Source organism: Natrinema sp. SYSU A 869 (genome assembly GCF_019879105.1).
In the GTDB taxonomy this organism is placed as follows: domain Archaea; phylum Halobacteriota; class Halobacteria; order Halobacteriales; family Natrialbaceae; genus Natrinema.
In genome coordinates this window covers 761905-788198 of the sequence record NZ_CP082249.1, presented here as the reverse complement: position 1 = coordinate 788198, position 26294 = coordinate 761905, and the positions used below count along the sequence as shown (strand labels likewise).

The window sequence follows — 26294 nt, the reverse complement described above, 5'->3', positions numbered from 1 at the left end:
CGACTCGAGGACAAAACGCGACGAGCGAGAGCGAAACGACCGCGAGTCGAAAGAGGCCGCGTCCCATGCTAGTTATGGGCAAGCGTTATCCGATCTGAGTCCCTGATACACACGATGTACGAGTTCGTACTCAGCCCGCTGCAGACGCAATCGGTGCTCGAGGACCCGCTCTTGCTCGTCGGCCTGATCGGACTCTTCCTCGTCGTGGTCACGGTCTGGCAGATGGTCGAGATCGTCGACGCCTACGACAGGGCCGCGCTGACCGTCTTCGGCGAGTATCGGAAACTGCTAGAGCCGGGTCTCAACATCGTCCCGCCGTTCGTCTCGCGGATCTATACGTTCGACATGCGAACGCAGACGCTGGACGTTCCCCAGCAGGAAGCGATCACTCGCGACAACTCGCCGGTGACCGCCGACGCAGTCGTCTACATTCGGGTCATGAACGCCAAGCGCGCGTTTCTCGAGGTCGACGACTATCAGCGCGCGGTCTCGAACCTGGCCCAGACGACGCTGCGCGCCGTGATCGGCGACATGGAACTCGACGATACGCTCAGCCGCCGTGAGATGATCAACGAGCGGATCCGACAGGAACTCGACGAACCAACCGACGAGTGGGGTATTCGCGTGGAGTCCGTCGAGGTCCGCGAGGTGACTCCCTCGGCGGGCGTCAAGGGCGCGATGGAGGAACAGACCTCCGCCGAGCGCCGTCGTCGCGCGATGATCCTTGAGGCGCAGGGTGAACGCCGCAGCGCCGTCGAGAAAGCGGAGGGTGACAAGCAGTCGAACATCATCCGCGCCCAAGGGGAGAAACAGAGCCAGATCCTCGAGTCCCAGGGTGACTCGATTTCGACCGTGCTGCGCGCGCGCTCCGCCGAATCGATGGGCGAGCGCGCGGTCATCGACAAGGGGATGGAGACGCTCGCCGATATCGGTCAGGGCGAGTCGACGACGTTCGTCATGCCCCAGGAACTCACCTCGCTGGTCGGCCGCTACGGCAAGCACCTCTCGGGCAGCGACGTCGAGGGGAACGGGACCGACCTCGAGAGCCTCGAGTTCGACGAGGAGACCCGCGAACTGATCGGCCTCGACGACATCGCGGACATCATCGGCGAGATCGACGAACAGGCGGAGATGGACGTCGAGGCGATGGAACAGGAAGCGCAGGCGATCAAGGAAGGCCAGGATATGGGAACGGATATCGGGGCGGAGCCCGACGAGCCGATCACCACGTCGGAGACCGAAGACGAAGCCGAACCGGAACCCGAACTGGGATCCGATTCGGAGTAGCGCCGCCGTACCATTGGTGTGTTCTGGAGGATTGGGTAGGGCGAAGCGTCCTGCTATCGTGGCAACAGGGAATCGCCACGCCCTCCCCAGCCGATTTCTGCTCACGGGCGCTGCGGGACGGTTTCACCGTCCCGACAGTCGCGGCGCAACGCGCCGCGCACTGCCCGTCTGCTCACGGGCTGACGGCCCGTTCGCATGGTATGCGAGACCTTTGGTCTCGCACTATTCGCATGGTTCGCGGGACCGACGGTCCCGCGCTAACGCTCGGTCATACTTCCCTCACTCATCCCTCGCACAATGTCATCGGCCGCCCTCACTAGCGATCGGTCGGCCTGCTCACGGCTCGCTTCGCTCTCCGTTCGCTTCCGAGGCGCTCCCTTAGGTCGCGCCTCGCAGACAGCGCGCGCCACCGCACGTCGGTTGGCCGGTCCGGAGTAAAACGTTGCGACCCAGTAGTGAGCCCGTATCTTATGGCAAAACGCATCTGAAGAAGAATATTTCAACAGAGCCCCTCGTTTCTCTCGCTTGAGTCCACGGATCTCTCAGCTCGAGTGCTCGCCCGCTCGTGATCACTCGGACGCCGTCGTCACGGAGGGGCCCGATCCGAAAACTAGGGGATCGAGCGCGTTCAGAACTGTTTCGTTCGCCCCGCGGCCGACCACGCATCGGTCGGGGCCTCGCGCGGAACGCGAGCGGTCCGGTGTTGCTGTGCGCGAACGCGTCCGGCGAAGGCCCAGCGCTTGCCGTCCCACGTCTCTTCGCCCTTGGCAGCCGCTGCGGCGGCCGCCCGCGCCTGATCGTGGAGATGGGCACCGATGGCGGCCGCGATGGCCGCGGCCTCCTCGTCGTCCGCGTCGTCGGGCAGGTCGAGGTCGACGTCTCCGGGAACGGCAGCCTCGATCCCGGCCGATTCGCCGTCGGTCCTAGCAGCCTCGTCCACCGCTGTCGGCGTGGTCGCGCCGTCGGCGGTGGTCTGTTGCTGTGAGGTCATGCTACAGCGGGATGTTGCCGTGTTTCTTGTCCGGGTTCTGTTCGCGCTTGGTCTCGAGCATCTCGAGGTCGCGGATCAGCCGCGGCCGCGTTTCGGTCGGCACGATGACATCGTCGAGGAAGCCCTTGTCCGTCGCGGTGTAGGGGTTGGCGAACTCCTCGCGGTACTCATCGATGAGTTCATCCCGGAGCTCATCGGGGTTTCGGCCTCTGCAAGCTCCTCGCGGTAGAGGATGTTGACCGCACCCTGTGGACCCATGACGGCGATCTCGGCGGTCGGCCAAGCGTAGTTGACGTCCGCGCCGAGGTTCTTCGAGGCCATGACGCAGTAGGCACCGCCGTAGGCCTTGCGCGTGATGACTGTGAGGAGGGAACGGTCGCCTCGGCGTAGGCGTAGAGCAGTTTCGCGCCGTGGCGGATGATCCCGCGGTGTTCCTGGTCGGTCCCGGGCATGTAGCCGGGGACGTCGACGAAGGTGGTGATCGGGATGTTAAAGGAGTCACAGAAGCGGACGAACCGCGAGGCCTTCATCGAGGCGTCGACGGTCAGCGTTCCGGCGTTGACGCGGGGCTGGTTGGCGACGAGGCCGACCGAGCGCCCGTCGAGGCGGCCGAAGCCGACGACGATATTCTGGGCGAAGTTGTCCGCGACCTCGAAAAAGGAACCCTCGTCGACAACCGAATCGATGACGTCGGTCATGTCGTAGGGCTTCTGCGGGCTCGGCGGGACGATACTCTTGAGTTCCTCGTCACGGCGGTCGGGGTCGTCCCACGGTTCGACGCGAGGCGGATCCTCGACGTTGTTCTGGGGCAAATAGGAAAGGAGCCGCTGGATGTCGTCTAGGGCCTGCTCTTCGCTCTCGCAGGCGAACTGGGCGACGCCGGTTTTATCGGCGTGAGTCATCGCGCCGCCGAGTTCCTCGTGGGTGACGTCCTCACCGGTGACGGTCTTGGTAACGCCGGGGCCGGTGATGTACATGTGGCTCGTGTCTTTCACCATGAAAATGAAGTCGGTGATCGACGGGGAGTAGACCGCACCGCCGGCACACGGGCCCATGATTCCCGATATCTGGGGGACGACGCCGCTTGCTTCCTGGTTTCGCCGGAAGATTTCGGTGAAGCCGGCGAGGCTCTTCACCCCCTCCTGAATCCGAGCGCCGGCGGAGTCGTTGAGTCCGATGACGGGCGCGCCGACCTCCATCGCCATGTCCATGACCTTGCAGACCTTCTCGGCGAAGACTTCGCCGAGTGAGCCGCCGAAGACGGTGAAGTCGTGGGCGAAGACGAAGACCTTCCGCCCGTTGACCTCGCCGTAGCCCGTGACGACGCCGTCGCCAGGAATCTTCTTCTCCTCCATGCCGAACTGGCTCGTCTGGTGGGTCCGAAGCTGGTCGAACTCCGTGAAGGTGCCGTCGTCGAGGAAGTAATCGATCCGCTCGCGGGCGGTCATCTTCCCCTTGTCGTGTTGCTTCTCGATTCGGGCCTCGCCGCCGCCCTGACGCGCTTCTTCGCGACGTTCCTCGAGTTCGTCGATACGGTCTTCCATCGTCATGCTCGGTACACCCCTCGCTGTATCATACGACCTTCTGTGATGACCAACAGGAAAAGGATTCCGTAATACCATCACGATTTATCACTGTCCGAAAGAACCAAAGACTCGAGATCGGTCACTGCAACCGTTTTTCCGAAAGTAATACATTTTTACAATATATTGCCATCTCGACATCGACTCAAAACGGCGGTTTCAAACGGTATCCAGCCCCCAGACGTCCTCTAGAGAAATCACGAAAAGTTATATGTGGCCGCTCTATCAATCCAATCGATATGGCTCAGCGCGAAACATGGGCAACAAGAACAGGCTTCATTCTTGCCGCAGTCGGCAGTGCGGTGGGGTTAGGTAACGTCTGGCGATTTCCGTATCAAGTGGGCGAATACGGTGGGGCGGCGTTCCTCGTCGTCTACCTCACGTTAATTGCACTCATCGGGTTTCCAGTCATACTGGTCGAGTTCACCGTCGGCCGATACACGGAACGGAACCCCGTCGGTGCACTCAAACAGATCGGTACGGGGTCCTGGAAGCGGATCGGAGGGGTGTTCGTTGTCGCAGGATTCGTCATCCTATCGTACTACAGCGTCGTCGCTGGCTGGGTCTTGCAGTACACCGTCTATGGACTACAGGGGGCTATGCCGCGGACGGTGCAGCGCAGTTCGGGGCGACGACGGGCGGGATGATGCCTGTACTCACGCACGCGATCTTCATGGCATCCGTCATCGCTGTCGTCGGGTTCGGTATCCGTCGGGGGATCGAGTTCTCGGTTAAACTGATGGTCCCCGCAATTATCGCTCTCCTGATCGGTCTAGCGGTCTACGCCGGAACGCTTCCGAATGCTGGGGAAGCCTACGCGTACTACCTGTCACCGGATCTGGGTACCATCACTGCGAATTGGACCGAAATCTTACCTGCGGCCGCCGCACAGGCGTTCTTCACGCTCTCTCTCGGGATGGGTGTGATGATTACGTACGCATCCTACCTCAGTGAGGATCGTAACCTCGCCAAGGACGCCGTCATCATCGTCGGTCTGGACACAGCAATCGCGTTTACCGTCGGCCTCGTTGCGTTCCCGGTCCTCTTCTCCGGTGAACTCACTGTCGCCGACATCGTGGAAATCGGTGACGGTCCGGGCTTCATCTTCATCGCGCTCTCGCAAGCGTTTAGCAACATTCCATTCGGTAGTGTTCTCGGGGCAATCTTCTTCGGCACCGTTACCATCGCGGCGCTCTCGAGCGCGATCAGCATCATGGAGGTCGTCGTTTCATACCTGATCGACGAACACGGCATCGACCGCGTTCCGGCGACCCTCGCCATCGGGACCGCGATCTTCCTCTTCGGCGTTCCCGTCGCGTACGACGGAAGTCTGGCGTGGCTTACGGTCTACGACGAACTCGCCAACAACATCCTGCTCATTCTCGGGGCACTGTTGCTATCCATCTACATCGGCTGGGTCGGGACCGACACCGGCCTCGAGGAACTCGGCAAAGGGATTCGAAACCTCGGTTCGTGGGGAACCTACTGGATCTGGGCCCTTCGGATCCCCGTCATCGTCACGCTTGTCGTGATCCTCGGACTGAACGCGGTCGGTGCGTACGAGGCCCTCAGCGGTATCCTCGGCTGACTGACGGGGTTCGTTATTTTTTGCCGATCAAGCCTCGCCGTACACCGGCACGGCAGCACCGCTCGTCACCGCGGCCCCGTCGCTACAGAGGAAGGCCATCACGTCCGCAATCTCGAGCGGATCGACCCACTCGTCATGATCAGCGTCGGGCATCATCTCCCGGTTCATCGGCGTATCGATCACGCTCGGCATGACGCAGTTCGCACGGACGGTCCCGCGATTTTCCTCGGCCAGCGTCTCCGTCAGCAGCCGGATACCGGCCTTCGTGATCCGGTAGGGGCCGTCGCCCTCGCCGCCCTCGAGCGAGGACCGCGCGCTAATGCTGACGATCGATCCGTCCGTCTCCTGTAGGTGGGGTAGGGCGTGTTTTGACGCGAGAAAGGCCGTCTTCAGGTTCACGTCGACGAGCATCTCGAACTCCTCGAGGTCGGTGTCCTCGATGTGGTCGCCACCGCGCCATGTTCCGGCGATGTTCAGCAAGTGGTCGATCCGGCCGTGGTCCTCGACGACGGACTCCATCAGGGCCGCGACGTCGTCCTCGTCGGTCAGATCGGCCTCGTAGAACGCGAGGTCGGGTTCGTCGGCGGGGTCGGCCTCGAGCTGACTATCCTCGTCGTCCGGTGCGATCACGTCGACGGCACAGACCGTCGCACCCGCCTCGCGGAACCGGTCGACAGCGGCGCTACCGAGCGCGCCGCTGGCACCGGTGATTACTGCGACGGTTCCGTCGAAGTCGACATCGAACTCAGTCGTGACTGCCATACCGTACGGTGTGTGGGCTGTTCGCATCAAAGGAGGGGCTTGTTGACAACCGTCGCGAGTCGGACGCCAGAGGACGCTACGACTCTCGCGTCGGCAGCGCGGCTCGTCTGAACCAGAAGTCGGCGACTGCATCGACCATCTCGGCGTACTCCTCGGGATCGGTTGGTTTCGTGAGATAGGCGTTGGCCGCGAGCTCGTAACTCGCATGAACGTCCTCGACCGTCGCCGGTCGCGTTAACACGAGCACGGGAAGCCGTGCGAGCGCTGGCTCATCCGTGATCGCCTCGAGTAGCTCGAGACCGCTCATCCGCGGCAGGTCTAGGTCCAGCAAAACGAGATCTGGGATCGATGGCGGTTCATCGCCGCGGTCGGTCAGCAGTGTCAGTGCTTGTCGCCGTCGGCGGCGACGCGAACCGACGTTTCGACGTCTACCTCGTCGAATGCCTCGCGGATGAGCCGAACGTCCTCGGTCTCGTCCTCGATGAGCAACACGTCGATCGAATCACTCCTGGGGCCGCTCATGGCCTGATCACGACTGACGAGTGAGTGGTTAGGTCATCCAATCCAGTAATCGTCCTCATCTAGTCAGGGTATTGGTTTAACAGTGCTTGCTAAGTGATTTGGAAGTCCCCTCGGAGCGTCGGTACCTGCGACCGAACGAGTCACTGAAATCCGCGGCTCCCGATAGGCCGGTGAATGCGACTCATCGCACATCGCGGCTTCGCTGCGACCGCTCCCGAGAACACGATCGGTGCCGTCCAGGCCGCCGCCGAACACGCCGATGCCGTCGAGTTCGACGTACGACGCTGTGGATCGGGCGAACTCGTCGTCGTCCACGACGAGACGATCGACCGCGTCACCGACGGCACCGGCACCGTCGCGGACGCCACCCTCACGCAGCTCACCGACCACTCGGTGCTCGAGTCCGACGAGCGGATTCCGACCCTCACGGACATGCTCGCGGCCCTGCCGCCGTCCGTCGAGGTCAATCTCGAACTCAAGGAGTCCGGCATTGCCGCGGATGTCCTCGCGGTTCTTGAGGACGCCGCCGTCGACAACCGCGTCGTCACGACGTCCTTTTTGGTCTCCGAACTGCGGGCGATCCGCGAGCGCGATCCGGATCAGCCAATCGGGTTGCTGGCGAGTCGCCACCTCGAGACGCCGATCACGACGGCGGTCGAACTCGACTGTGACGTCCTCGGTGCGAATCGCTGGCGCTGTCTAGCGACCGGAATTGTTCCACGGGCGAAGACGGTGGGCCTCGAGGTCCACGCATGGACGGTCGAGCGGCGATCGATGGCGACCCTGCTCGGTCGTCGCGGTGTTGACTGCGTCTCGGCGGATCAGCCGATCGCCGTGTGACTGCGAGGCCTGAACGGCGACGACCAGCGACGTGCAGGGCGGGCATCCCACCGGTGGTCGGCCTGTCACTCCCTCGCCGGAGCGATCTCGGCGAATCCGTCCGCGGAGCGGCCTCCACAGGTCAAATCGCAGTCGTCGGCGGCGCGGGTTCGACAACACATCGTACAATTCGTCTCGGAGGTGACTCATACTCGAGTAGAGAGATGACATTTTCCCCGTCATACTTTCGATCTAACGGTGGTCAGACTATTGTTTTTATTATCCAGGTGAATCGCAGTCCGTCCGATTCTCACGGCTCTTGGTCGACCGACCCATCGCCAATCGAGCGTGGACCTACTCGCCGACGGTCGTCACGGTCACGGTCCGGATTCGCGGCCCGTCACACTCGACGAGCAACACCGACTGCCACGTCCCCAGTGCCAACTCCCTAGTCTCGATCGGAATCGTCACGTCCGGCCCGATCAGCGCCGCTCGCAGGTGGGAGTCCGGCCATCGTATGGTGAACGAAGGCGGTACAGGTCCCCGACTCGAGGTCGTCCGGAACGGCTGCAGCGATGCGATCGGTCACGTCGACGGTCGTCAACCGGGACTCGGTTTCGATGAGAAACGCCATAGTCGGCGAAACGGCCGCGAGAACAGACTGTGTTCCGGTCTGTATCGAGAACTACTGTCCCGCCGAAAGGTGTCTCACAGCCCACGAAGCACGGTTTCGGACGTTCGGTGCTGGATCCTCGCTCGCGAGCTCCCGCAGTTGCGGTGTGGCCGCGTCGACGTGCCCGTGACAGAGCGCGATGCAGGCGTTCACCCGGACGTGCGGATGTCGTCCGCGAGTAGTTCGAGCAACTGCCCGCGAACCGGGTCGACCGCGTCGTCGATCCCGGCTGCGATACGGGCGACCGTGACCGCGGCGATAGCCCGAGTATCCGGGTCGGAGGACGAAAGCGCCGTCCTGAACACGGCACAGACGGGTTCGACCGCCGCGGAATCGCGGTGAGCCACGTCGCCGAGACAGCCGATCGCATCGTGTCGCAGGGATCGATCGTCGTGATCGACGATCGCGGCAGCGTGTGTGACAAACTCGAGGGACGGAAGCGCCCCGTCGGATCGCGCTAGTCGGCCGAGCGCTCGGAGCACCGGCGGCCCGTTTCGACCGGATTCGCTGCCAGCGCGTCGGTGAGGATCGGCACTACCGGTTCGATCGCCGTCGGCTCCGCCGTCGAGACGCGGGCGATCACCTGGAGCCCGCGGCGGTCGTACCCACGTCGCCGCTCCAGTACGTCGCCGATCGCCTCAACGTGCTCGACCACGACGTCCGGCCGCTCGGCCGCGACGGCGGCGAGACATCGGAGGAGATCGCGCGTCATCGGCTGGTCAGCATGCTCGCGGGCAACGGTCACGATCACGTCAGTCGATGGCGCGACGTCTGTGGGTGCGTCGATCGCCAGATCGGCGAGACAGGCGGCAATTTCGTCATGAAAATCTATACCGGGCCGCTCGAGCAGCGTCCGTAACTTCGGCACCGTCGGCGCACAGACCGCTCCCTGCCCCTGGTCGTCGATCGCGGTCCGAATTCGGCGGACAGCGTCGCGTTGCTCGGCCGGATTCTGATCGTCGAGTCGTCTAAGGATTGACGGCAAATCGACCCCGGTGGCCCCCCGACCCCGGGATTCGATGGCCTCGCCCCCGTCCCCATCCATCGTGTCCCCTGCATTGGGGAACGACGACGTAAGGGTTCTGGCCAACGGCACTCGAGCCGGCGCTCATGAGAGTCGGACGGGGAACCCGAACTGAGCGGCCTTACGCGAGCCACTCGTCGGGTTTCGTGTCGTAATCGACGTCGTCGGCCGCGAGGTGTTCGACCTCCTCCCAGGGCACGTCCTCGGTCGTCACCGTCTCGCCGTTGTACCGGATCAGCTTGCCCTGTTCTTCGGGTTCGGGCTCGCGATTGCGACGCTTCGCCACCTCGATGTCGTGTTCGTCGACCTCCTTGACGATCGTCAGCAGGTTCACCGGCCGGCCCCACAGCTCGAAGATCCGCTTGAGCGTCTCCGTGGCCTGCCCCATATCGAGCATGACGCCGTTGTACTGGTGGCCGAGCAGCAGTTCGTTCGCGTTGTTGTAGTTGCCGTCGTAGACCGCGATGGTCGGTTTCCCGAAGTTGGTGAACTGCAGGAGGAGCTTCTTCTTGACGTCCTCGGCCGCGTCGCTAGCGACGTGGAACTGCCCTGTCGCCTGCGAGTGCTCGTAGGTGAAGTAGTTGTTCTCCGTGATGAACTCCTGTGTCAGGAACTCGTCCAGGAAGGTCACGTCGTTGTGGCTCTCTCGGACATCGAACATCCGGTCCCAGCCGGCCGTGAAGTCGACATCCTCGAGCGCTTCCTCGACCGACGAGTAGCGGGCGTCGTCGAACAGGTAGCGGCCGATCCGCTCGAGTTCGTTCTGGCTGACCCTGGCGAGGAAGCCACGGTGTTGGCGCTTGACTAGCGAGTAGTGTCGCCGCGCCAGTCCCGCTTCGGTCAGCACCTTCCAAGGGTACGTCTCGACGTCGATCTCGCCCTCGCGGGCCCGCTCGAGCGCCTCGTGGTCGATCCACTCGTCGGGGACCTCCTCGAGCGCGTCGAGCGTCTCGGGCGTGATGGTCTCGATTGCTTCCGGCGGCTCGAGCCGCTCGAGCACCTCGTCGAAGTCGACGACGTCAACGAGATTTCGCCAGGAGATCCCCTCGACGCGCAGCAGGGCCTCGAGGACCTCCTGCCGGTTGGTCGTGTTCTCGACGTACTCCCAGAGTTCCATGCCGAGGCTGTAGGGGTTGAGCCCGCCGGAGGCCAGCACCTTGGCCATGTGGTCGGCGTAGTTGAGGAACTCGTCGTCGCCAGCGAAGGCCTCGTCGGTCATCATCGCCGATTCCCAGTAGGCGGCCCACCCCTCGTTCATCACCTTCGTCATCTTCTGGGCGGCGAAGTAGTACGCCTCCGCGCGCATCATGTCGAGGATGTCGCGTTGCCACGCTTCCATCTCGACACCCCGACCGGCCTCGTCGTCGTACTGTTTGCCGTGCTCGCGGACGAACGCCAGCAGGTCCTTCTGTGGCTCCTCGGGGAAGGTCGCGCCGCCCTCTTCGCCCTCGAGTTTTTCGACCCACTCCTCGTTGAAGACCTCGCCTTTGATCTCGTCTGAGAGCTCGAGTTCGTCTAACTTCTCGGCGAGGTCCCCGTCGATTTCCTCGATCGCGGGCCCGTCGACGTCAAGCCGGCGGCTGAACACCTGATGCTGGTCGATATTGTCCTCGAGGCTCAGGCAGTGGTCGATCCACTTCTCGACCTCGGCGCGGTCGATGTCAGGATCGGACATGTACTCGCCGATCGCTCGAGCGTGGCGCTCAAGCATGGCTGCGGCGTTGACTTGATCCTCGTCCGCGCGCCCGCTGGTGAACATGCCGAACCAGTCGTTGTTCGCGAAGAAGTCCGAGTGGGCCTCGACGTGGGTGATGACCGCCTTCTGGTCGGCCACCGTGTTCGACTCCTGGAGGAACGCGTGGGCAGGGTTGTCGTTATTGACGATCTCGAAGGCCTTCCCGCCGCCATACTGGCCCTGTTTTTGCTGTTTATCGTACTGCATCCCCCACCGCCAGTGTGGGTACCGGCTCTGGAACCCGCCGTAGGCGATGAGCTCGTTCATCTCGTCGTAGTCAATGATCCAGTACTTCACTGGGTAGGGATCGAGGCCAAGCTTCTTGGCGAGGTTCCGGGCCTCGTCGACCGGTTCCTCGAGCTCGCTGGCGATCGCCTGTTTGCGGAATCGATCCGCGTTGGAATTTGACTTACTCATGAAAACCACCGGGTTTCGTGAGTTCGAAGCGAACGGCGTTTGCTTCGTTACTCATCTTGCTCACCTTCCGTACTGAGGATATCGTAGATCGCGTCGGTCACGTCCGATTCGTCGTTGACGTACGCCACTGCGACATCCTCGGCGTCAGTGCCGAAGTGGCGCTCGAGCTCCTCGGCGTGGGTGGCGTTGATCGCGTTCCCGCTGGGCTGGGTCTCCACGTAGGCGTGGAGATTCGCCGGGATCTGCTCCATCATCGGAATTACTCGCTCCTCAGTGTCGTTGCTCGAGTTCTCCGAGTCGCCCGCGGCGAAGATGTACCGGTTCCAGTCGGTCCAGGGGTATTCCTCTACCAGTTCGTTGGCGAGTTCGTACGCGCTCGAGATCTTGGTGCCACCGCCGCTGCGGATGCCGAAGAACTCGTCGCGCTCGACCTCCCAAGCGTCGGCGTCGTGGGCGATGTAGACGAACTCGGCGTTGTCGTACTTGCCCTGCAGATACCAGTCCAGCGGCGTGAACGTCCGCTCGACGAGTTCCCGCTTCTTCTCGCGCATCGAGCCGGAGACGTCGCGGATGTTGACGACCACGACGTTCTTCTCTTTCTCCTCGATGATTTCGGGGTGACGGTAGCGTTCGTCCTCGCGGCGGAAGGGGACGTGTTGGACCCCCTCGCGGCGGATCTTCTGCTGGACGCTCTCGCGCTCGACCTCGTTCTCGACCTCCTCGATCGAGTCCCATTTGCCGCGTTCCGCGTCCGGAATATCGTCGTAGGCCTCCTGAATCCAGGCCATCGACACCGGGAGGTTCTCACTGCGGGCCCACTCGAAGACGTCGCGGGGCTCGATCCCCTCGACCTTGCAGAGTTCGCGGAGGAACTCCTCGTCGAAGTCCATCGCGAGCTTCCGCTTGAGCCCCTCCTTGAACATCCGCTCGAAGTCGAGCGTGCTGTTGGGCCCGGTCCGGGTGAGATCAGTGAACGGGCCTTCCTTCTCCTCGACAACCTTCTTGCCCTTCGGGTCGAGGTCGAGCCCGAGTTCCTCGTCGAGTTCCTCGGCGAACTCCTCGGGGTCCATCTCGTAGTACTCGTGGTCACCGCCCTCCTCGCCGGGGTCGCCATCCTCGCCGTCGTCGCCCGGCTGTGGCTGGGGCTGGCCGACCGGCTGGCCAGGGTCAGGCGTGCCGTCCTCGCCCTGCCCGACGCCGCCCTGGTCGCGCTGGTCGTACTCGAACTCCGGCAGCGAGATGATCTTGACCGGGATCTTGATCTCGCCTGGCCGGCTCTGTCCGAGGTCGCCGTACTGGATGAAGTCGGCCAGATCCTCACGGCGCTCTTCGCCCACCTCTCGGAATCGCTCGAGGTCGTCTCTCAGTCCCATCTGTAGCTCACCTGTCCCATGACGTGTCTGCTGGTCAGTTCGGCCGACGCCGCCGAATAGCCGAAGAGGTCGACCATCGTGTCGATCGTGCTTTCCTTGACTTCGGCCGTCTCGGTCCCGCTTGGCGGGTCGCTCCACTGTCGCGGATCGAAGTCCTCGAAGGTCCGCTCGACGTCGTCCCAGTCGTGGCTCTCGAGGACGGTCTTAATCACCGGGATCGCCGTCAGATCGACGTCTTCGACCGAGAAGTCCTCGTCGCGGTGTTCCCACGCGTGACGGTTCAGCGATGTGATGACCTTCTCGCGTCGGAAGTTCCGGACGCTCTCACGGGGTTGATTGCCGTCATACTCCGCCTCAGAGAACCGGCCCAGGTGCTCGATCTCGAACAGCTTCATCGTCAGTGGATCGGGCTCGACGCGCTCGCCGCGGTCGTTGTACAGCGGTTCGTCGGTCTCCCAAGCGTAGACGTGTTCGACGTATTCGGCGACGGTCTCCTCGTCGACGCGTTTGTCGTGCATGATTGCCTCGATGACGTCGCTCTCCTGTTGGTCGTAGATGTAGTTCTTCACGGGAACGACGCGGTTCTCGAACTCCGAGCGCTCGCCGGTCGAGAAGACCGGCGCGTCGATCAGCCCCTCGACCATGGCGTTTAACACGTCGCGGGGCATGACGATGTCCTCGACCGACAGTTCGGGGTGATGGCGGTCCCGATCGGTTTGGAGCAACTCCGCGAGCGTGTCTCGCGTGTACGTGACCGGAATCCCGTGATCGCCGTCGTTGCCGTCGTCGTCGAAGTCGAACTCGTCCTTTTCGCGGCGGCTGTCGCCTTCCTGCAGGTAGCCCTGATCGTAGATCAGCGCCTTATCGACGAGATCAAGACCGTTCGGAAGGTTCTCCTCGTCTAACCGCGTGACGACTGCGTACAGCGCGGCCGCCTCGATCGCGTGGGGCGCGAACTCTTGGACCCGCGTCTCGCCGTCGCGGTCCTTGACCGTCACCCGCACCGGCGCGCGGATCCGGTCTGCGAGTTCGTCGTAGCTCTCGGCTTCCCAGACCTCCATCTCGTTGGTTAACTCGCGGCGAATGAGTTCCGTCTCGAGGCTCAGGTTCGTCAGATAGCCGAATCGGTGTTTGTCCAACCGGCGCTTGAGCGCCTTCAGTGGGTCCATCCCGTTGCGATCGGCGTGCTGGTTGAGCTGGGCCTCGAGATCGGGGTTGGAGATAATCAGTAGCTGGGAGTCGACGTCCATCCCGATCCCCTTGTCCAGTTTCACCGACTGCTCGTCGGGGACGTTTAACAGCTTCTGGAGCAGGTCAGCGTGCTGGGCCGCGTCCTCGACGATCGTGAGGACACCGTTGCCCTGTGAGAGCACGCCGTCGTAGCTGAACGCCTGCGGGTTCTTCCGACCCCGCGAGTCGAGTTCCTGGAGCATGCCGTGCATCCACGAGCCGACGAGTCGCTCCTTGGGCGGGCCGTCGTCTTCGGAGTGGAGGACGCCGACACCCTGTCCCATGTCGACGACGTAATTTTTCACGCGGAGGTGACTCTCGTCCGTGATCGCCGAGAACAGTTCTTCCTTGCCTTCCCGGCGGTAGCGTTCCTCAAGGAAGTCATAGGCCTCCCGGGAGAACGGATCGAGCTGTGCGTCGACCTGAATCGGGACGTGGTCGTCGAGTTCTTCGTTGAGTTGCTCGAGTATGTCCTCGCGGACGTTTTCGGGGAACACCGACAGTGGGTGGGCCTGCACGGGGCTCTCGTACCAGTTCTGGTCGGCGGCGGCGCTGACGTCGTCGCCGTAACTCAGTCCGCGATCGCTGCCCTCGGCGGTCGAGATGTTCCACTCGACCGTATACCGACGGCCGTCGGGCGTCTTCGAGTACTCGCGCAGTCCATTGACCAGACAGCGCTTGAGTTCGGACTTGCCGGTCGCGGTCGGCCCTTCGAACCAGATGATCTTTTCGTCTTTCGCCCGGCCCGCGGCGATCGACCGCAGGTCGTCGACGAACCCATTGAGTACCTCGGTGTTGCCGAGGATCGCGTGTTCGCCGTCGTTGTGCGGATCGTCGAAGAAGCGGTAGCGCTCCTTCTCCTCGCCCTCCTCGACGACCGTTCGCGTGCCCGCGGCCTCGATCGCCTCGAGCAGATACTTCGAGGCGTGGGAGGCGATCGACGGGTTCTCGAAGATTCGATCGACGTACGCCGCGAGGCTCATCGGCTCTTCGTAGGTCTCCTCGAGTGCGCGATCGGCCTCGGTGACGTAGTCGCGTCCGGTCATGTTAATCGACCTCGTGTCCGGTCATGTTAGTCGTCCATCTCTGCCTTGGCGACCTCCGCACCGGCAAACTCGAGCACCTCCTTTGCGCCGCCTTCGGAGTAGCCCTGTTCGATCAGCGCGTCGATCCACGCGGAGCGCTCGTCGTCGTCGAACTCGTTGGCGCTGACCAGCGCGGAGAAGTTGATGTTGTGCTTCTTGTCCTCCCAGAGCTTGCGCTCGAGTGCGCGGCGCAGGCGCTCGTTGTCCTGCGGGTTGAACGCTTCACCTTCACGTGCACGGCGGGAGACCCAGTTCGAGACCTCCTGCCGGAAGTCCTCCTTACGGTCCTCGGGAATGTCGAGTTTCTCCTCGACGGAGCGCAGGAACGTCTCGTCGGGCTCTTGCTCGCGGCCCGTGAGTTCGTCTTCGATGGTGTCGTCGTCGATGTAGGCCATCACGTGGTCCATGTACTTCTCGCCCTGGCGCTGAATCTCGTCGATGTCGTAGGCCAGCGCGTGACGGACGTCCTCGATGGCTCGCTCCTTGTACTCCTCGCGGACCGTCTCGAGGTAGCGGTAATACTTCTCGAAGTTGTCCTCCGGAATCGAACCGTGGTGCTCTAAGTTCTCCTCGAAGAAGTTAAACACCGTCAGCGGCGAGAGGAAGCCGCGCTGGCGGTGTTTGGAGTCCATGATGGCCTCGGCGATCTCGTCGCCAATGAAGCGGGGAGAGATCCCGACCATGCCCTCGCCGATCTCGGCCTTCTGTTCGGCCTCCTCGCGGAGCTTCTTGGTGTCGATGTCGTCTCCCTCGTCGATCTCGCCGTTGTAGGCCTTGGCCTTTGGGAGGAGCCCCACGGTCTCGGTGTCGGGTTCTTCGATGCGTGTGAGGACACCGAAGAGTCCCGCCATCTCGAGAGTGTGTGGCTCGACGTTAATATCGGGGACGTCGGCGTTTTGCAGCATCTTCTCGTAGATGCTAGCCTCGTCCTCGTAGCTGAGGACGTAGGGAAAGTCGATCCGCTTGGTGCGGTCGTTGAAGGCCTCCATCTTCTCGTCGCCCTTCTTGTCCTTGTACTCGGGCATGTTCGTCCGGCCGACGATCACCTGGTCGATATCAATCCGTGGGTTGTTCTTTGGCTTGATCGTCTGCTCCTGGGTCGCGTGGAGGAAGTCGTAGAGGAACTCCCGCTGGAGTTTGAGGAGCTCCTCGCCGGAGAAGATACCACGGTTCGCGTTACAGAAGGCACCCGAGTAGTCGAATGCACGGGGGTCGCTCTCGCCGTAGATGGCGATTTTCGAGTAGTTGACGTCACCGGTGAGTTCGGTCTCGTCCTGGTTCTTCTTGTCCTTCGGTTCGAACGTCTCGAGGCCCTGGCGCTTGTTCTCGTCGGCAACGAACCGGGCGATCTCGATGTGGTTCTCGAGGACCTGCTGGAGGTCGTCGTCGTAGTAGGCCAGCAGCTTGTCCATGTAGAACTCGCTTTCGGGGTCCAGCGCCTGCTCGTTCTGGATGGTGTAGGGTGCGTCGAGGTTCTCGTTGAGATCATCGATGACTCGCTGTCGCTGCTCTAGGGGCAGGAGTACGAGCGGGTCCTGGTTCATCGGGGACCGGACGGTGTCGTCGGCCGGGTCCTGGTCCTGAATGACGTCACAGAGGTTGGTCCAGCGGAAGGTGTACATCCGGCCGTCGTCGCGCAGCGTGTAGTCCTCGAAGTACTTGCGGACCTGCTTGTCAAAGTGGGACTTCCCGGACCCGACCGGGCCGAGCAGGAGCTTGATTCGCCGCTCGGGTCCGAGCCGGCGGGCACCCGACTTGACCTTGTTGACGAACTCGTGAATCGACTGGTGGATCACCTTCCCGTAGAAGGTGTTCTCGCCCTCACCCAGCGGATCCTCGCTCGCGAGCTGGTACTCGACCATCCCTTCGGCCTCGTCGTAGGTGGTGCCGTAGTAGTCGAACATGTCCGCGACGCGCTGGTGGGCGTTGCGGGCCACCTTCGGGTCCTTGTAGACCTCCTCTAAGTACCAGTCGAAGGACTTGGTTTCCCGCAGGTCTGCGGGCATCGATTCCTTGTAATCCGTACTGAGCTGCTCGAGTGTTTCGATGTCACCGGTCATGGTATCATTGCCAGTTGCGGGGTTCCCCCGTTTGCAGTGCAGTCGTCCGCGGTCACGCGGACTGTCTGAGTGGACGTCGTTCGACCAGCCGTGGCGTCTCGTGGCCGAACCGTCGGAATCCGTCGCTTCGCGTCACCCGACGTGAGCGCGTCGTACTCATCGGGCTCCTCGAGCAGGTTCTCGGGGAGCGTGACCCGTTCGTGGGCGGCGTCGATCTGCCGTGTCATGTGTCATCTATCACCACTTAACGTTGCGCGATGCCTCGTCAGGGCTCGGACAACGCTGCGCCGGGGACGAGCGCGGAGTGGATTGGTCCGGCGAACGGATACCGATAGTATTTAATGAGTGAGTAATCCAGCTACTTAGCCTTAGCCCCAAAAGGTATTTGTCAGGAGTTTATTTCAGGAGAATATTGCCAGCATACTGTGTTGGTGGTCGGTATCACACCCCACATTCGGGGCTCTTCGGCATAAGTTGTCGGCCTGCAGCGTCCACGTTGGCTCGCGCGCGCTGATTCGATGACACGGTGACGCCGCCGAATCAGTTGGACCGAGCAGCCGACGGGTCGGCCGCGGTGACGACGAGGATTTACGGAGCGGGGTCCTATCGCTGGTCATGTCGAACACGGACGCGGACGGCGAGGTGGACCGCTCGCGGCTGCCGGACGCATGGACCGTCTGGAGTCAGGGAGAGAAGGGGCGTCTCGTCCTCGCGTACCGACCGGACGTGTTCAACGCCGAGGACTTCCCCGCCCCCTGTCTGCCAACACTGTATCTCACCCACGGCAAGCGAACCCGCCGTCCCGGCGTCAACCCCGCCGACACGGCCGATTCCGCGGACTGGTTCGTCACCCTCTACCTCGAGCCAGACGTCTCGCTGAACGAGACGCTTCGATTCTCGTCTCGAGGCGAGGCCCTCGAGCGGACCGTCGAACTCGCCCGGCAGTTCGATAGCGGCGAGATCGACTATCGGGACCTGTACCAGGTCCCCCGGGAGACGTACTTCGAGCGGCTCGACGAGCTCACCGGCAGCGATACCGACGACTGAGCCGGTTCGACTGCATCTCCTGCCGGCCTCACACTCGGTTTCGCGGCCCGGTTTGCGTTCGCCCGACGGGACGTGACGCTTAACCGCCAGTGGCAACTACTACATCCTATGTCGACCGTTACGCTCATCGGCTCCCGGCTTGCCGAACCGGGGACCGAATTCGTCTATGAGGGCGAAGCCGACGCCTGTACCGGCTGTCCCTATCGCAGTCAGTGTCTCAATCTCCAGCCCGGCACGAAGTACCGCATCACGTCTATCCGGGAGAACGCCCAGACCCTCGAGTGTGCCATGCACGACAGCGGGGTCCGCGCCGTCGAAGTCGAACCTGCCACGACGCGCGCGAACATCACGTCGAAGGGAGCCTTCGCCGGCAGCAAGACGAGCCTCCCCGGCTCCTGTCCGTACGTCGAGTGTCCCAGCCACGAGTACTGCGAACCCGACGGCGTCGAGTTCGATGAGGAGTACCGCATCCAGGAGATCATGGGCGACCCGCCACACGAGGTCTGCCACCTCGATCGCTCGCTCGAGTTGGTCGAACTCGAGATCGATGACTGAGTTCGCTTCTTCCGGCTGCTCCCAGCTTCGCTGAGCGATGCCGTCGATCCGATCGTCTCGAGCGATCGTTACGTCTCAGTACCAGCGGCTGCTACAAATCCCGCACCGAGGAGACCGGCGATCCCCGCACCGACGAAGGCCGGCGTGTACGTGCCCGCGAGGTCGTAAGTGAGGCCAGCAGCCCACGGAGCGAGCAGCCCCGAGACGGCAAAGGAAACCGAGACGAGCCCGAAGATCGCGTTCGGGTTCGCTGTCCCGAACAGATCGACCGTTAGCGGCGAGAGCAGGGCTCCGTTGCCCCCGTAGGCAATCCCGAAGATGACGGCGAAGCCGTACAGACCCGCCGCAGAGTCGACGAGCGGGAGACAGAGTGTCGACGCACCCATGACGGCCGAACACGTGACGAACGTTCGAACGCGGCCGAATCGATCGGCGAGTCCGCCGATCCCGATCCGGGCAATTGCCGTCGTCGCACCAATCGCGGCGAGCGCAAACGCGCCGGTTCCCCCGCCGAGACCCACATCGCCGGCGTAGGGGACGATGTGAACGAGGACGGCATACAGCGTCGCGTAGACGAGTATCCAGCCCGAAAACACCAGCAAGAACGCTCTCGAGGTCGCGACCGCGGCCAGTTCTCGTCGATAGGTCTTCCATTCCGTCGGCTCGCGGTCCGGCATCCCATCCGGAAACTCGTTGCCCGTCTGGGCCCCACTCGAGACCGGATCCGCTGCGAACAGCGGCGTCACGGTCGCGACGGCGACCGTTGCAGCAAGGACGAGTGCGAGCAAGGCGAGACGCCACTCGAGGACTCCGATAAGCGCGCTCGCGGCGGGCGACATCGCGACCATCCCGATACCGAGACCAGCGGTCGCGATGCCGGTCGCGAGGCCGCGACGACGCTGGAACCATCGCGGGACCGTGGCGTAGGAGACGACGTAGATCGCACCGAGACCGACCGCCGTGAGGACCCCGTAGGCGACCAGGAGTCCGACGTACGAATCCGTCTGGCTCGTCCAGAGACCGCCGACCACGAGCGTCGTCGCGCCAACGGCCAGCAGTCGCTGGACGCCGAATCGGTCTGCGAGGACGCCCAGGGCCGCCGCGGCGAGGTAGATGACGACCGTCTGCAGGGAGAAGACCAGAGAGACGGCCGAGCGGGAAATCCCAAGGTCCCGCTGAATCGGCTCGAGGAAGACGCCGAACGCATAGGAGAGGCCGAAAACGACGAACGCACCGATGAATCCGCCGGCGACGACGTACCAGCCGCGGTAGACGCGGCTGTCGCGGGCCGAGTCCGGTCCGTCGATCGTCCCGGCCGCGTCGCGGGCGCGATCCGAACCACTGTCGGGACGCATTCGGTCGTACTCGTCGGTCACAGTACATAACGTTTAACACAGCATTTGTTATCGCATCACGTATGGGGGAAGCAGACGGAGCGGCGGCGACCGGTAACGTTATCGAACGGCTGGGGAATCGAATCGCGACCGTCGTCGAGCGGTGGATGCCGAGCCCGTTCCTCTTCGCAATTATCCTGTCCTATGTCGTGTTCCTTGTCGGGATGATCGTCGAGGGACAGGGACCGACGGAGATGGTCCAACACTGGTACGACGGGTTCTGGGCGTTTCTCACCTTCGCGATGCAGATGGTATTGATCATCATGACTGGATTCGTGATCGCCTATCACCCGCGGGTCAACGACGGACTCCAGCGGCTAGCGGCGATCCCGAACTCCAGCAAACAGGCTGTCGTCCTGGTCGGCGTCGTCTCGATGGCGCTGGCCTGGGTCCACTGGGGGCTGAGCCTCGTCGTCGGCGCGATTTTCGCCCGTGAGATGGGCAAGGCTGCTTACCGGGAGGGGATCACGGTTCACTACCCGCTGCTCTGTGTGGCGGGCTATATGGGCCTGGGGCTCACCTGGCACTGGGGCCTCTCCGGCTCGGCACCCCTCCTACTCGCGACATCGGGCAACGAGTTCATCGAACTCGGCGTCATCGACAACCCCGTCAGCACCGCTGCGACGGTCTTCAGCGGCTACGCGCTCACGCTCACCGCGCTATCGATTCTCTTCGCCGCGGTCGTCCTGTACCTGTTAACGCCCTCGGCGGAGCGCTCGAGGGAGATCACCGAGTACGTTCCCGAAGACGATCTGTTCGAGTCGGCGGCCGACGGCGGCGTCGACGACACTGCGTCGGACGAGATGATCACAGCGGACCGACGGAGCGACGACCGCGTTCCCGCCGAGCGGATCGACAACAGCCGGCTGCTGGGCGGCGTCATCGCGCTGACCGGCGTCGCGGTGATCATCTGGGAGTTCGCGACCAGAGGGCTAGACGCACTGGATCTGAACGTCCTAAACTTCGGGTTCCTGTTCGCCGGCCTCGCGATCTATACCCGCCCGGCACTCTACCGCGACCGGTTCGGCGACGCCGCGGACGCCGCCGCCGGGATTATCCTCCTGTTCCCGTTCTTCGCGGGGATTCAGGGCATGATGAGCGGCTCCGGACTGGCGGAAACGATGGCGGAGGGACTGCTTGCGATCTCGACCCCCGAGACGTTTCCGGTGGTCGCGTGGCTCACGGCCGCAATCGTCAATCTCTTCGTTCCCTCCGGTGGCGGCGAGTGGATCGTCCTCGGGCCGCCCGTCCTCGAGGCCGCACAGGAGGTCGGAGTGCCGGTCGGCCAGGCGACAATTGCCTACGCAGTCGGGGACGCACACACCAACCTGCTGAATCCGTTCTGGGCGCTGCCGCTGCTCGCGATCACGGAGATCCGGGCACGAGAGATGTTCGGCTACGCCGTCACGATGTTGCTCGCGCTGATCCCGTTCCTGGCGGTCGTCCTGTTCCTGTTGCCGTACTGATCGGCGCGGGACGCCGTCTCGGCGGTTTGAGAGCGGTCGCTGGGTAGGTGAAGTTGAGAGAAGAGGGCTGTGTTGAATCGCTAGATGGCGGCGGGATAGGTCGCTAAATCAAAGGTGATGAAGCGGGAGGCTGCGAGTGTCTATGACGCAAATCTCCCGCTTCATTGGGGAAGTTGTTCCGGTCGCTCAAAGCGTTACTGGTGATGGAGACGAATCCGCCGCCCCGGAAGGAGGCGGCGGATTCGCCGACTATGCACTTGTTTCCCTCCATTGTCTGCGGATTTACCTCGATACGTCCTACCGGATGACGATTGACTTGCTCAAGGAAATGCCACAAATAACCGGGGAGATCGGCCTCAGAGCGGCCGATCTCCCCTCGCCATCCACGTTATGTAAGGTATTCGACCGGATCAGTATGCGCGTCTGTCGAGTGTTGCTGCGCCAGTCGGCGCAGCTACACGATCCATCTGAACACGCTGCTATCGACGCGACATTCTACGAACGAGATCGAGCGAGCCGTCACTACTGCCAACGAACGAATTACCGCGTTCAAACGCTCAAAGTCACAAAACTCGTCGATACAGCAACGCAAGCCGTTCTTGATCTCCACTGTTCGACGACGTTAGAAGGAAGCGACGCAGACCTCGCCGAGCAGATCGCCCGCCGGAACGCGGGCGATCTGCGGTCACTTGCTGCTGACAAAGGCTATGACAAGCAACAACTCCGAGAACGACTGCGTGAACTCGACATTCGCCCACTGATCAAACACCGGATCTTCGCTCCGTACGATCACGCACATAACGCCCGTATTGACGAAGATCGGTACGCTCAGCGGTCAATGACCGAAACTGTCAACTCAGCCGTTAAGCGCTCGCTCGGCTACGCCGTGCGAGCGCGTACCTGGTATCGAGAGTTCCGTGAAATCGCCTTAATGTGTGTCGTCTATAACATCAAGCAGGCCGTCAAACAGTGAAATCCACCGCCTTACAGCGATTCAACACAGCCGAGAAGAGTAATAGAACCGTATCGTGCCGCTAGAGCCGTTACTCGGCCTCGAGTGCACTGTCCTCGAGCCAGGAGCCGGCCCAGCACTCGATCTCGCCGAAGACGGGTTCGAGGGACTCGCCCTTGTCGGTGAGGCTGTAGTAGGTCGCGACGGGGGCGTCCTCCTCGATGCGGCGTTCGACGAAGCCCATCTCGCCGAGATCGTCGAGCACGCGCGAGAGGGTTCGCGCGTTCGCGTCGGTCGAGCGCTTGAGTTCGTTGAACCGCTGTTCGCCGTCCAGTAGTTCGTGGAGTACCGCCAGCCGCCACTGGGAGCCGATCTGCTCGAGGGAGGCGATGACGGGACAGGCGTCGTCGTGTTGCTCGCGGGATTTCGTCTGGGGCGATGACATCGGTGCTATCTACGTCAATCTACGTCGCGAACTGGTTTAGTAGTTCGGATCCGAACCGGGTAACATCGTGTTAGTCGATTGCGGACGTATACTCGAGACGGCACTGGCTGTGGATCGACCGCCGGAGGGTCCCTGATGACGGATAACGGTTCCGAGAACGGCGAGCGAGCCGAAGGCCTCGAGATCGACGTCGATGACCACGACAGCTCGCTGTATCGGGTACTCTCGAGCGCGGTCGTTCCGCGGCCGATCGCGTGGGTGAGCACGCGTAGCGAGGAGGGGGTCGACAACCTCGCGCCGTACAGTTTCTTCACCGTCGCGTCGGTCGAGCCGCCGATCCTGCTGTTCGCACCCGTCGACGATACGGACGGGCTCAAAGACACGCCACGGAACGCCCGCGACACCGGCGAGTTCGTCATCAATCTCGTCACCGAGGAGTTCGCCGAAGCGATGAACGAGACCAGCGCCACGCTGCCTGTTGACGAGAGTGAGTTCGATCACGCCGGCCTCGAGCGGGCTGACTCGACCGCGGTCGACCCGCCACGCGTCGCGGGCGCGGCGGTCGCCTTCGAGTGCACCCTCCACGACCTCGTCGACGTCGGCGGCTCGACGCTCGTGCTCGGTGAGGTTCGCCACGTCCACCTCGCGGACTCGGTGACGACCGACGGGACAATCGACGTGGCGGAGATCGACGCTGTCGGCCGGCTCACAGGGAGTTTCTACGCGCGTACGGAAGATCGATTTTCGCTCGAGCGGCCGCCGTAGATCGGGTCTCGATCGAACGAAATGAGCCGCCTAGTGTACAAGTACTGGCAGTACCCTGAGTGAACCGCCACGGGCGCGGTGGCCCGTGGATTAATCGGATATTCGATTCCAAGACGAGCAGTAGAGAGACGGAAACTCGAGCCCGCTTCCGGACCGGCCGACCGCCGAGACTCGAGGCCGAGCCCCGAGCTATAGTAGCCACTGAAAGTCATTGCACATCTGATCGCAGACTGCGTTGCGATCAGTATGTAAATCGTTTCAGTGGCTACTATAGTCGTCGCCCTCGAGATCGAGCAGGTCCGGTGGGACCGAACACCGCAGGGGCCAACGGAGCCAGTGTGGGTCCGGTGGCGACGGCGAACGCGACCGGCTCGCCGCAGATCGAAGTCGGGTAGTCCGGCCGACGATGCGTCGTCATCGCCGCTCGCGTCGCGATCAGTCCTCACTCTCCAGACGGCGAGGGTCAAACTGGGCACTGTGAGTACCAGTAAGACGTGTTCAAAATTTGCGATTCGGAGATGACCAAGTTGATAATTGGATTTAGAATATGCCGGTGTGCAAGATCAGTAATCTATGAGTGACAAATAGGTTTCACGGCGTCGGATGCTGCAACTGGCTGGCGGAACGACGGCGGTCGGTCTCGCCGGGTGTTCCGGTTCCGATTCACACGACGACCACAGCCACGACGACGGTGGTCACGGCGACGATAGCCACGGGGATCACGAACATAGTGAAGATATCGGTGAACCGGTCGAGTCCGCAGACGTGTCGATGGTTTCGATGGACGACGGCGATCACTTCGACCCACACGTCGTCCGGATCGAACGGGGCGGCAGCGTCAGCTGGACCAACGAGAGCGGGAGTCACTCCGCGACTGCCTACCATTCGGCGAACGGGAAGCCACAACTCGCACCCGAGGAGGCAACAGCGTGGGACAGCGGCGTCATTTCGGAACAGGGGGCCGCGTTCGATCACACGTTCGAAACCGAGGGTGTCTACCACTATTTCTGCACCCCTCACGAGACCGGCGGGATGATCGGCAGTGTTATCGTCGGCCACCCTGATCCCGACCAACAACCCGCGCTGAACGACCCGCCGTCCGAGAAGTCCGAGGCGGTCCGCGAAAAGCTCGCCACGCTGAACGAGAAGATTCGGACCGCGCTCGAGGACGATTCCTGATTCCGACCGTACCGAGGATCGGAACAGTCAGACGAGGGGACATCTCCGAATAGCTATTGGCCGTACTCCCGTCAGTTACGACGTATGGACCGTCGAACGTTTATCGCAACCACGGGATGCATGTCGGCGCTGGCGGTGGCGGGGTGTACGGGTGGCAGCAGTCCGTCGGTTGAAGAGACGACCGACGTGACGATGGTCGATACCCAGTTTGACCCGCGGAACGTCCGCGCCGACACGGGGGCGACAATCACTTGGACCAACGAGGACGAGACCGGTCACACGGTCACCGCAGCCTCGGAGAACTGGGAGAAAGACAGCGAGGTCGCCGCCGGTGGCGAGACGACCCACACGTTCGAGGAAAGCGGGGTGTACGACGTGTATTGCACGGTCCACGGCGACGCGGACCTCTCGGGGATGAGCATGAAGGTGGGCATCGGTGATGCCACCATCGAGAACCCACTCGGCGGCGGTGACGGTGACTCCGGCGGAGGCGGCTACTACTGAGAGGGATTCGCTTTCCCGGGTTGGAGACATGCTTAGTGAACGGGTGCATCCTCCGTTGCGAGCAGCGCCTCGAGATTCTCCAGCGCCCGCAGGCAGACGGGGACGTATCCCGTCCCGTGAGGCGGGAGTTCGAAGGCGATCCGGCACCGATCGGAACCAAGATCGTCGACGCGATGAGCGGCGGCAGGAATCCCCGTCACGCGCCAGGTCCACCGCCGTGTCGTACACGCGGTGATCCGAAACGGCAGCCAGGCACCGGGGATTCGGATCCGGCCGGTCGTGTCCGTCCGAATTCGGCGGTCCGTCGCCTCGACGCCGTTGACGAGCGGCGACCACTCGGGCCACTGAGTCGTGTCGACGAGGACGTCCCAGGCGTCGGCCGCGGGGACGGACAGGACGTGCGAGACCTCAAGGCGACGGCCGTCCGGCGTTCGCGCGGTCCGGACTCGAGTCATACGTCGTTCTATGCGGTCCGCGGCCATGGGGTTTGGACGGGGCGCCGAACGGTAGATTATCCTAATATTCACGAGTTGTTAGACTTTACTTCCGCGCTCTCACTGCTCGTCGTCACCGTCGGCGTCGCGGTCGCGCTGTGGGCTCCCGATCGGCGGCAGGCCCAGTTGCTCTACTCCATGGCGACCGTCGGCGCATTGGTCGTCGCGACGGTGCTGCCGGAGCATCCCGCGAACACCGTCGCGAAGTTCGCGATCGGCAATCCGACGGCGACGACGTGGGGACTGCTCGCCGGCTACTGTTTGTTCGCGATAGCTGCGTTTCTCGCCCTCAAGCGCGGTATCGGTCGCCTCGAGCCGGACTCGCTGTAGGGCTCGAGTGGCGT

General features: G+C 62.9%; 19 protein-coding genes and 6 pseudogenes. 11 read left to right on the top strand and 14 right to left on the bottom strand.

Translation table 11 applies throughout. The features are described from left to right. Positions 1 to 114 precede the first annotated feature (114 nt). Entirely contained in the window at positions 115 to 1287 is a 1173-nt protein-coding gene (locus tag K6I40_RS12100) for an SPFH domain-containing protein (RefSeq protein ID WP_222919231.1), read from the top strand. Positions 1288 to 1915: 628 nt separating this feature from the next. Here the strand turns inward: K6I40_RS12100 and K6I40_RS12095 are convergent. Both K6I40_RS12095 and K6I40_RS12090 read right to left on the bottom strand, forming a co-directional pair. Beyond that, entirely contained in the window at positions 1916 to 2278 is a 363-nt protein-coding gene (locus K6I40_RS12095) for a hypothetical protein (RefSeq protein WP_305082493.1), read from the bottom strand. 1 nt (position 2279) lies between these two features. Then, positions 2280 to 3822 (bottom strand): annotated as a pseudogene (locus K6I40_RS12090) (acyl-CoA carboxylase subunit beta). A 278-nt stretch (positions 3823 to 4100) separates the two neighbouring features. Here K6I40_RS12090 and K6I40_RS12085 point away from each other — a divergent pair. Continuing rightward, a pseudogene (locus tag K6I40_RS12085) lies at positions 4101 to 5449 on the top strand (sodium-dependent transporter). Positions 5450 to 5476: 27 nt separating this feature from the next. Here K6I40_RS12085 and K6I40_RS12080 read toward each other — a convergent pair. Both K6I40_RS12080 and K6I40_RS12075 read right to left on the bottom strand, forming a co-directional pair. Next, positions 5477 to 6211: an SDR family oxidoreductase gene (locus tag K6I40_RS12080; RefSeq protein ID WP_222919230.1), complete on the bottom strand. Its 735-nt coding sequence runs from the start codon at positions 6209 to 6211 to the stop codon at positions 5477 to 5479. Positions 6212 to 6287: 76 nt separating this feature from the next. Beyond that, positions 6288 to 6733 (bottom strand): annotated as a pseudogene (locus tag K6I40_RS12075) (response regulator). A gap of 174 nt (positions 6734 to 6907) precedes the next feature. On the opposite strand from K6I40_RS12075, the gene K6I40_RS12070 reads away from it, so the two are divergent. Further along, positions 6908 to 7573, top strand: coding sequence for a glycerophosphodiester phosphodiesterase (locus K6I40_RS12070; protein WP_222919229.1), 666 nt, complete (start codon positions 6908 to 6910; stop codon positions 7571 to 7573). Between the two features lie 333 nt (positions 7574 to 7906). Here K6I40_RS12070 and K6I40_RS12065 read toward each other — a convergent pair. The 7 genes and pseudogenes from K6I40_RS12065 to K6I40_RS12035 all read right to left on the bottom strand — a co-directional run bounded on the left by K6I40_RS12065 (position 7907) and on the right by K6I40_RS12035 (position 17376). Continuing rightward, positions 7907 to 8186 (bottom strand): annotated as a pseudogene (locus K6I40_RS12065) (YjbQ family protein). Positions 8187 to 8237: 51 nt separating this feature from the next. Then, positions 8238 to 9270: pseudogene (locus K6I40_RS12060) on the bottom strand (HEAT repeat domain-containing protein). A 100-nt stretch (positions 9271 to 9370) separates the two neighbouring features. Continuing rightward, positions 9371 to 11401 (bottom strand): SpoVR family protein, encoded by a 2031-nt coding sequence (locus K6I40_RS12055; RefSeq protein WP_222919228.1) that lies wholly within the window; start codon positions 11399 to 11401, stop codon positions 9371 to 9373. A gap of 47 nt (positions 11402 to 11448) precedes the next feature. Then, the gene (locus tag K6I40_RS12050; RefSeq protein WP_222919227.1) at positions 11449 to 12774 is read right to left on the bottom strand and encodes a YeaH/YhbH family protein; all 1326 of its coding nucleotides are present in this window, start codon (positions 12772 to 12774) and stop codon (positions 11449 to 11451) included. Continuing rightward, complete coding sequence (locus tag K6I40_RS12045; RefSeq protein ID WP_222919226.1) at positions 12765 to 15050, bottom strand: kinase anchor protein; 2286 nt, start codon at positions 15048 to 15050, stop codon at positions 12765 to 12767. Before K6I40_RS12045 ends, K6I40_RS12050 begins: the two co-directional genes overlap by 10 nt. A 26-nt stretch (positions 15051 to 15076) precedes the next feature. Then, complete coding sequence (locus K6I40_RS12040; protein WP_222919225.1) at positions 15077 to 17149, bottom strand: serine protein kinase PrkA; 2073 nt, start codon at positions 17147 to 17149, stop codon at positions 15077 to 15079. Then, complete coding sequence (locus K6I40_RS12035) at positions 17146 to 17376, bottom strand: hypothetical protein (protein WP_222920492.1); 231 nt, start codon at positions 17374 to 17376, stop codon at positions 17146 to 17148. Before K6I40_RS12035 ends, K6I40_RS12040 begins: the two co-directional genes overlap by 4 nt. 388 nt (positions 17377 to 17764) lie before the next feature. Between K6I40_RS12035 and K6I40_RS12030 the strand changes: the two genes are divergently transcribed. Next, a complete protein-coding gene (locus tag K6I40_RS12030; RefSeq protein WP_222919224.1) occupies positions 17765 to 18196 on the top strand; it encodes a DUF5820 family protein in 432 nt (143 codons plus the stop codon). Positions 18197 to 18304: 108 nt separating this feature from the next. After that, positions 18305 to 18751: a UPF0179 family protein gene (locus K6I40_RS12025; protein ID WP_222919223.1), complete on the top strand. Its 447-nt coding sequence runs from the start codon at positions 18305 to 18307 to the stop codon at positions 18749 to 18751. 68 nt (positions 18752 to 18819) lie between these two features. On the opposite strand, the gene K6I40_RS12020 is transcribed toward K6I40_RS12025, so the two are convergent. Beyond that, on the bottom strand, positions 18820 to 20106 hold the full coding sequence (locus K6I40_RS12020; protein WP_222919222.1) for an MFS transporter: 1287 nt from the start codon (positions 20104 to 20106) through the stop codon (positions 18820 to 18822). Positions 20107 to 20168: 62 nt separating this feature from the next. Here K6I40_RS12020 and K6I40_RS12015 point away from each other — a divergent pair, with 62 nt between their 5' ends. Continuing rightward, a complete protein-coding gene (locus tag K6I40_RS12015; protein ID WP_222919221.1) occupies positions 20169 to 21611 on the top strand; it encodes a TIGR00366 family protein in 1443 nt (480 codons plus the stop codon). A 142-nt stretch (positions 21612 to 21753) separates the two neighbouring features. Then, the gene (locus K6I40_RS12010) at positions 21754 to 22584 is read left to right on the top strand and encodes an IS5 family transposase (protein ID WP_222913026.1); all 831 of its coding nucleotides are present in this window, start codon (positions 21754 to 21756) and stop codon (positions 22582 to 22584) included. Between the two features lie 70 nt (positions 22585 to 22654). Here the strand turns inward: K6I40_RS12010 and K6I40_RS12005 are convergent, their stop codons facing one another. Then, entirely contained in the window at positions 22655 to 23008 is a 354-nt protein-coding gene (locus tag K6I40_RS12005; protein ID WP_222919220.1) for a helix-turn-helix domain-containing protein, read from the bottom strand. Positions 23009 to 23143: 135 nt separating this feature from the next. Here K6I40_RS12005 and K6I40_RS12000 point away from each other — a divergent pair, with 135 nt between their 5' ends. The 3 genes from K6I40_RS12000 to K6I40_RS11990 all read left to right on the top strand — a co-directional run bounded on the left by K6I40_RS12000 (position 23144) and on the right by K6I40_RS11990 (position 25456). Beyond that, entirely contained in the window at positions 23144 to 23773 is a 630-nt protein-coding gene (locus K6I40_RS12000; protein ID WP_222919219.1) for a flavin reductase family protein, read from the top strand. 603 nt (positions 23774 to 24376) lie between these two features. Beyond that, entirely contained in the window at positions 24377 to 24952 is a 576-nt protein-coding gene (locus K6I40_RS11995; RefSeq protein ID WP_222919218.1) for a plastocyanin/azurin family copper-binding protein, read from the top strand. Between the two features lie 84 nt (positions 24953 to 25036). Further along, on the top strand, positions 25037 to 25456 hold the full coding sequence (locus K6I40_RS11990; protein ID WP_222919217.1) for a plastocyanin/azurin family copper-binding protein: 420 nt from the start codon (positions 25037 to 25039) through the stop codon (positions 25454 to 25456). A gap of 32 nt (positions 25457 to 25488) precedes the next feature. Here K6I40_RS11990 and K6I40_RS11985 read toward each other — a convergent pair whose 3' ends face one another. Continuing rightward, complete coding sequence (locus K6I40_RS11985; RefSeq protein WP_222919216.1) at positions 25489 to 25911, bottom strand: SRPBCC family protein; 423 nt, start codon at positions 25909 to 25911, stop codon at positions 25489 to 25491. Positions 25912 to 26001: 90 nt separating this feature from the next. On the opposite strand from K6I40_RS11985, the pseudogene K6I40_RS11980 reads away from it, so the two are divergent. Beyond that, positions 26002 to 26280, top strand: a pseudogene (locus K6I40_RS11980) (hypothetical protein); the annotation flags it as partial. Positions 26281 to 26294: the final 14 nt, after the last annotated feature.

Excerpts from the sequence above, each read along its gene's own strand:
- K6I40_RS12020 (WP_222919222.1), bottom strand. The coding sequence starts at position 20,106 with ATGCGTCCCGACAGTGGTTCGGATCGCGCCCGCGACGCGGCCGGGACG.
- K6I40_RS12035 (WP_222920492.1), bottom strand. The coding sequence starts at position 17,376 with ATGACACGGCAGATCGACGCCGCCCACGAACGGGTCACGCTCCCCGAG.
- K6I40_RS12045 (WP_222919226.1), bottom strand. The coding sequence starts at position 15,050 with ATGACCGGACGCGACTACGTCACCGAGGCCGATCGCGCACTCGAGGAG.
- K6I40_RS12000 (WP_222919219.1), top strand. The coding sequence starts at position 23,144 with ATGACGGATAACGGTTCCGAGAACGGCGAGCGAGCCGAAGGCCTCGAG.
- K6I40_RS12030 (WP_222919224.1), top strand. The coding sequence starts at position 17,765 with ATGTCGAACACGGACGCGGACGGCGAGGTGGACCGCTCGCGGCTGCCG.
- K6I40_RS12005 (WP_222919220.1), bottom strand. The coding sequence starts at position 23,008 with ATGTCATCGCCCCAGACGAAATCCCGCGAGCAACACGACGACGCCTGT.
- K6I40_RS12025 (WP_222919223.1), top strand. The coding sequence starts at position 18,305 with ATGTCGACCGTTACGCTCATCGGCTCCCGGCTTGCCGAACCGGGGACC.
- K6I40_RS12050 (WP_222919227.1), bottom strand. The coding sequence starts at position 12,774 with ATGGGACTGAGAGACGACCTCGAGCGATTCCGAGAGGTGGGCGAAGAG.
- K6I40_RS11990 (WP_222919217.1), top strand. The coding sequence starts at position 25,037 with ATGGACCGTCGAACGTTTATCGCAACCACGGGATGCATGTCGGCGCTG.
- K6I40_RS11995 (WP_222919218.1), top strand. The coding sequence starts at position 24,377 with ATGCTGCAACTGGCTGGCGGAACGACGGCGGTCGGTCTCGCCGGGTGT.
- K6I40_RS12010 (WP_222913026.1), top strand. The coding sequence starts at position 21,754 with ATGACGCAAATCTCCCGCTTCATTGGGGAAGTTGTTCCGGTCGCTCAA.
- K6I40_RS12070 (WP_222919229.1), top strand. The coding sequence starts at position 6,908 with ATGCGACTCATCGCACATCGCGGCTTCGCTGCGACCGCTCCCGAGAAC.
- K6I40_RS12040 (WP_222919225.1), bottom strand. The coding sequence starts at position 17,149 with ATGACCGGTGACATCGAAACACTCGAGCAGCTCAGTACGGATTACAAG.
- K6I40_RS12055 (WP_222919228.1), bottom strand. The coding sequence starts at position 11,401 with ATGAGTAAGTCAAATTCCAACGCGGATCGATTCCGCAAACAGGCGATC.
- K6I40_RS12080 (WP_222919230.1), bottom strand. The coding sequence starts at position 6,211 with ATGGCAGTCACGACTGAGTTCGATGTCGACTTCGACGGAACCGTCGCA.
- K6I40_RS12015 (WP_222919221.1), top strand. The coding sequence starts at position 20,169 with ATGGGGGAAGCAGACGGAGCGGCGGCGACCGGTAACGTTATCGAACGG.
- K6I40_RS12100 (WP_222919231.1), top strand. The coding sequence starts at position 115 with ATGTACGAGTTCGTACTCAGCCCGCTGCAGACGCAATCGGTGCTCGAG.
- K6I40_RS11985 (WP_222919216.1), bottom strand. The coding sequence starts at position 25,911 with ATGACTCGAGTCCGGACCGCGCGAACGCCGGACGGCCGTCGCCTTGAG.
- K6I40_RS12095 (WP_305082493.1), bottom strand. The coding sequence starts at position 2,278 with ATGACCTCACAGCAACAGACCACCGCCGACGGCGCGACCACGCCGACA.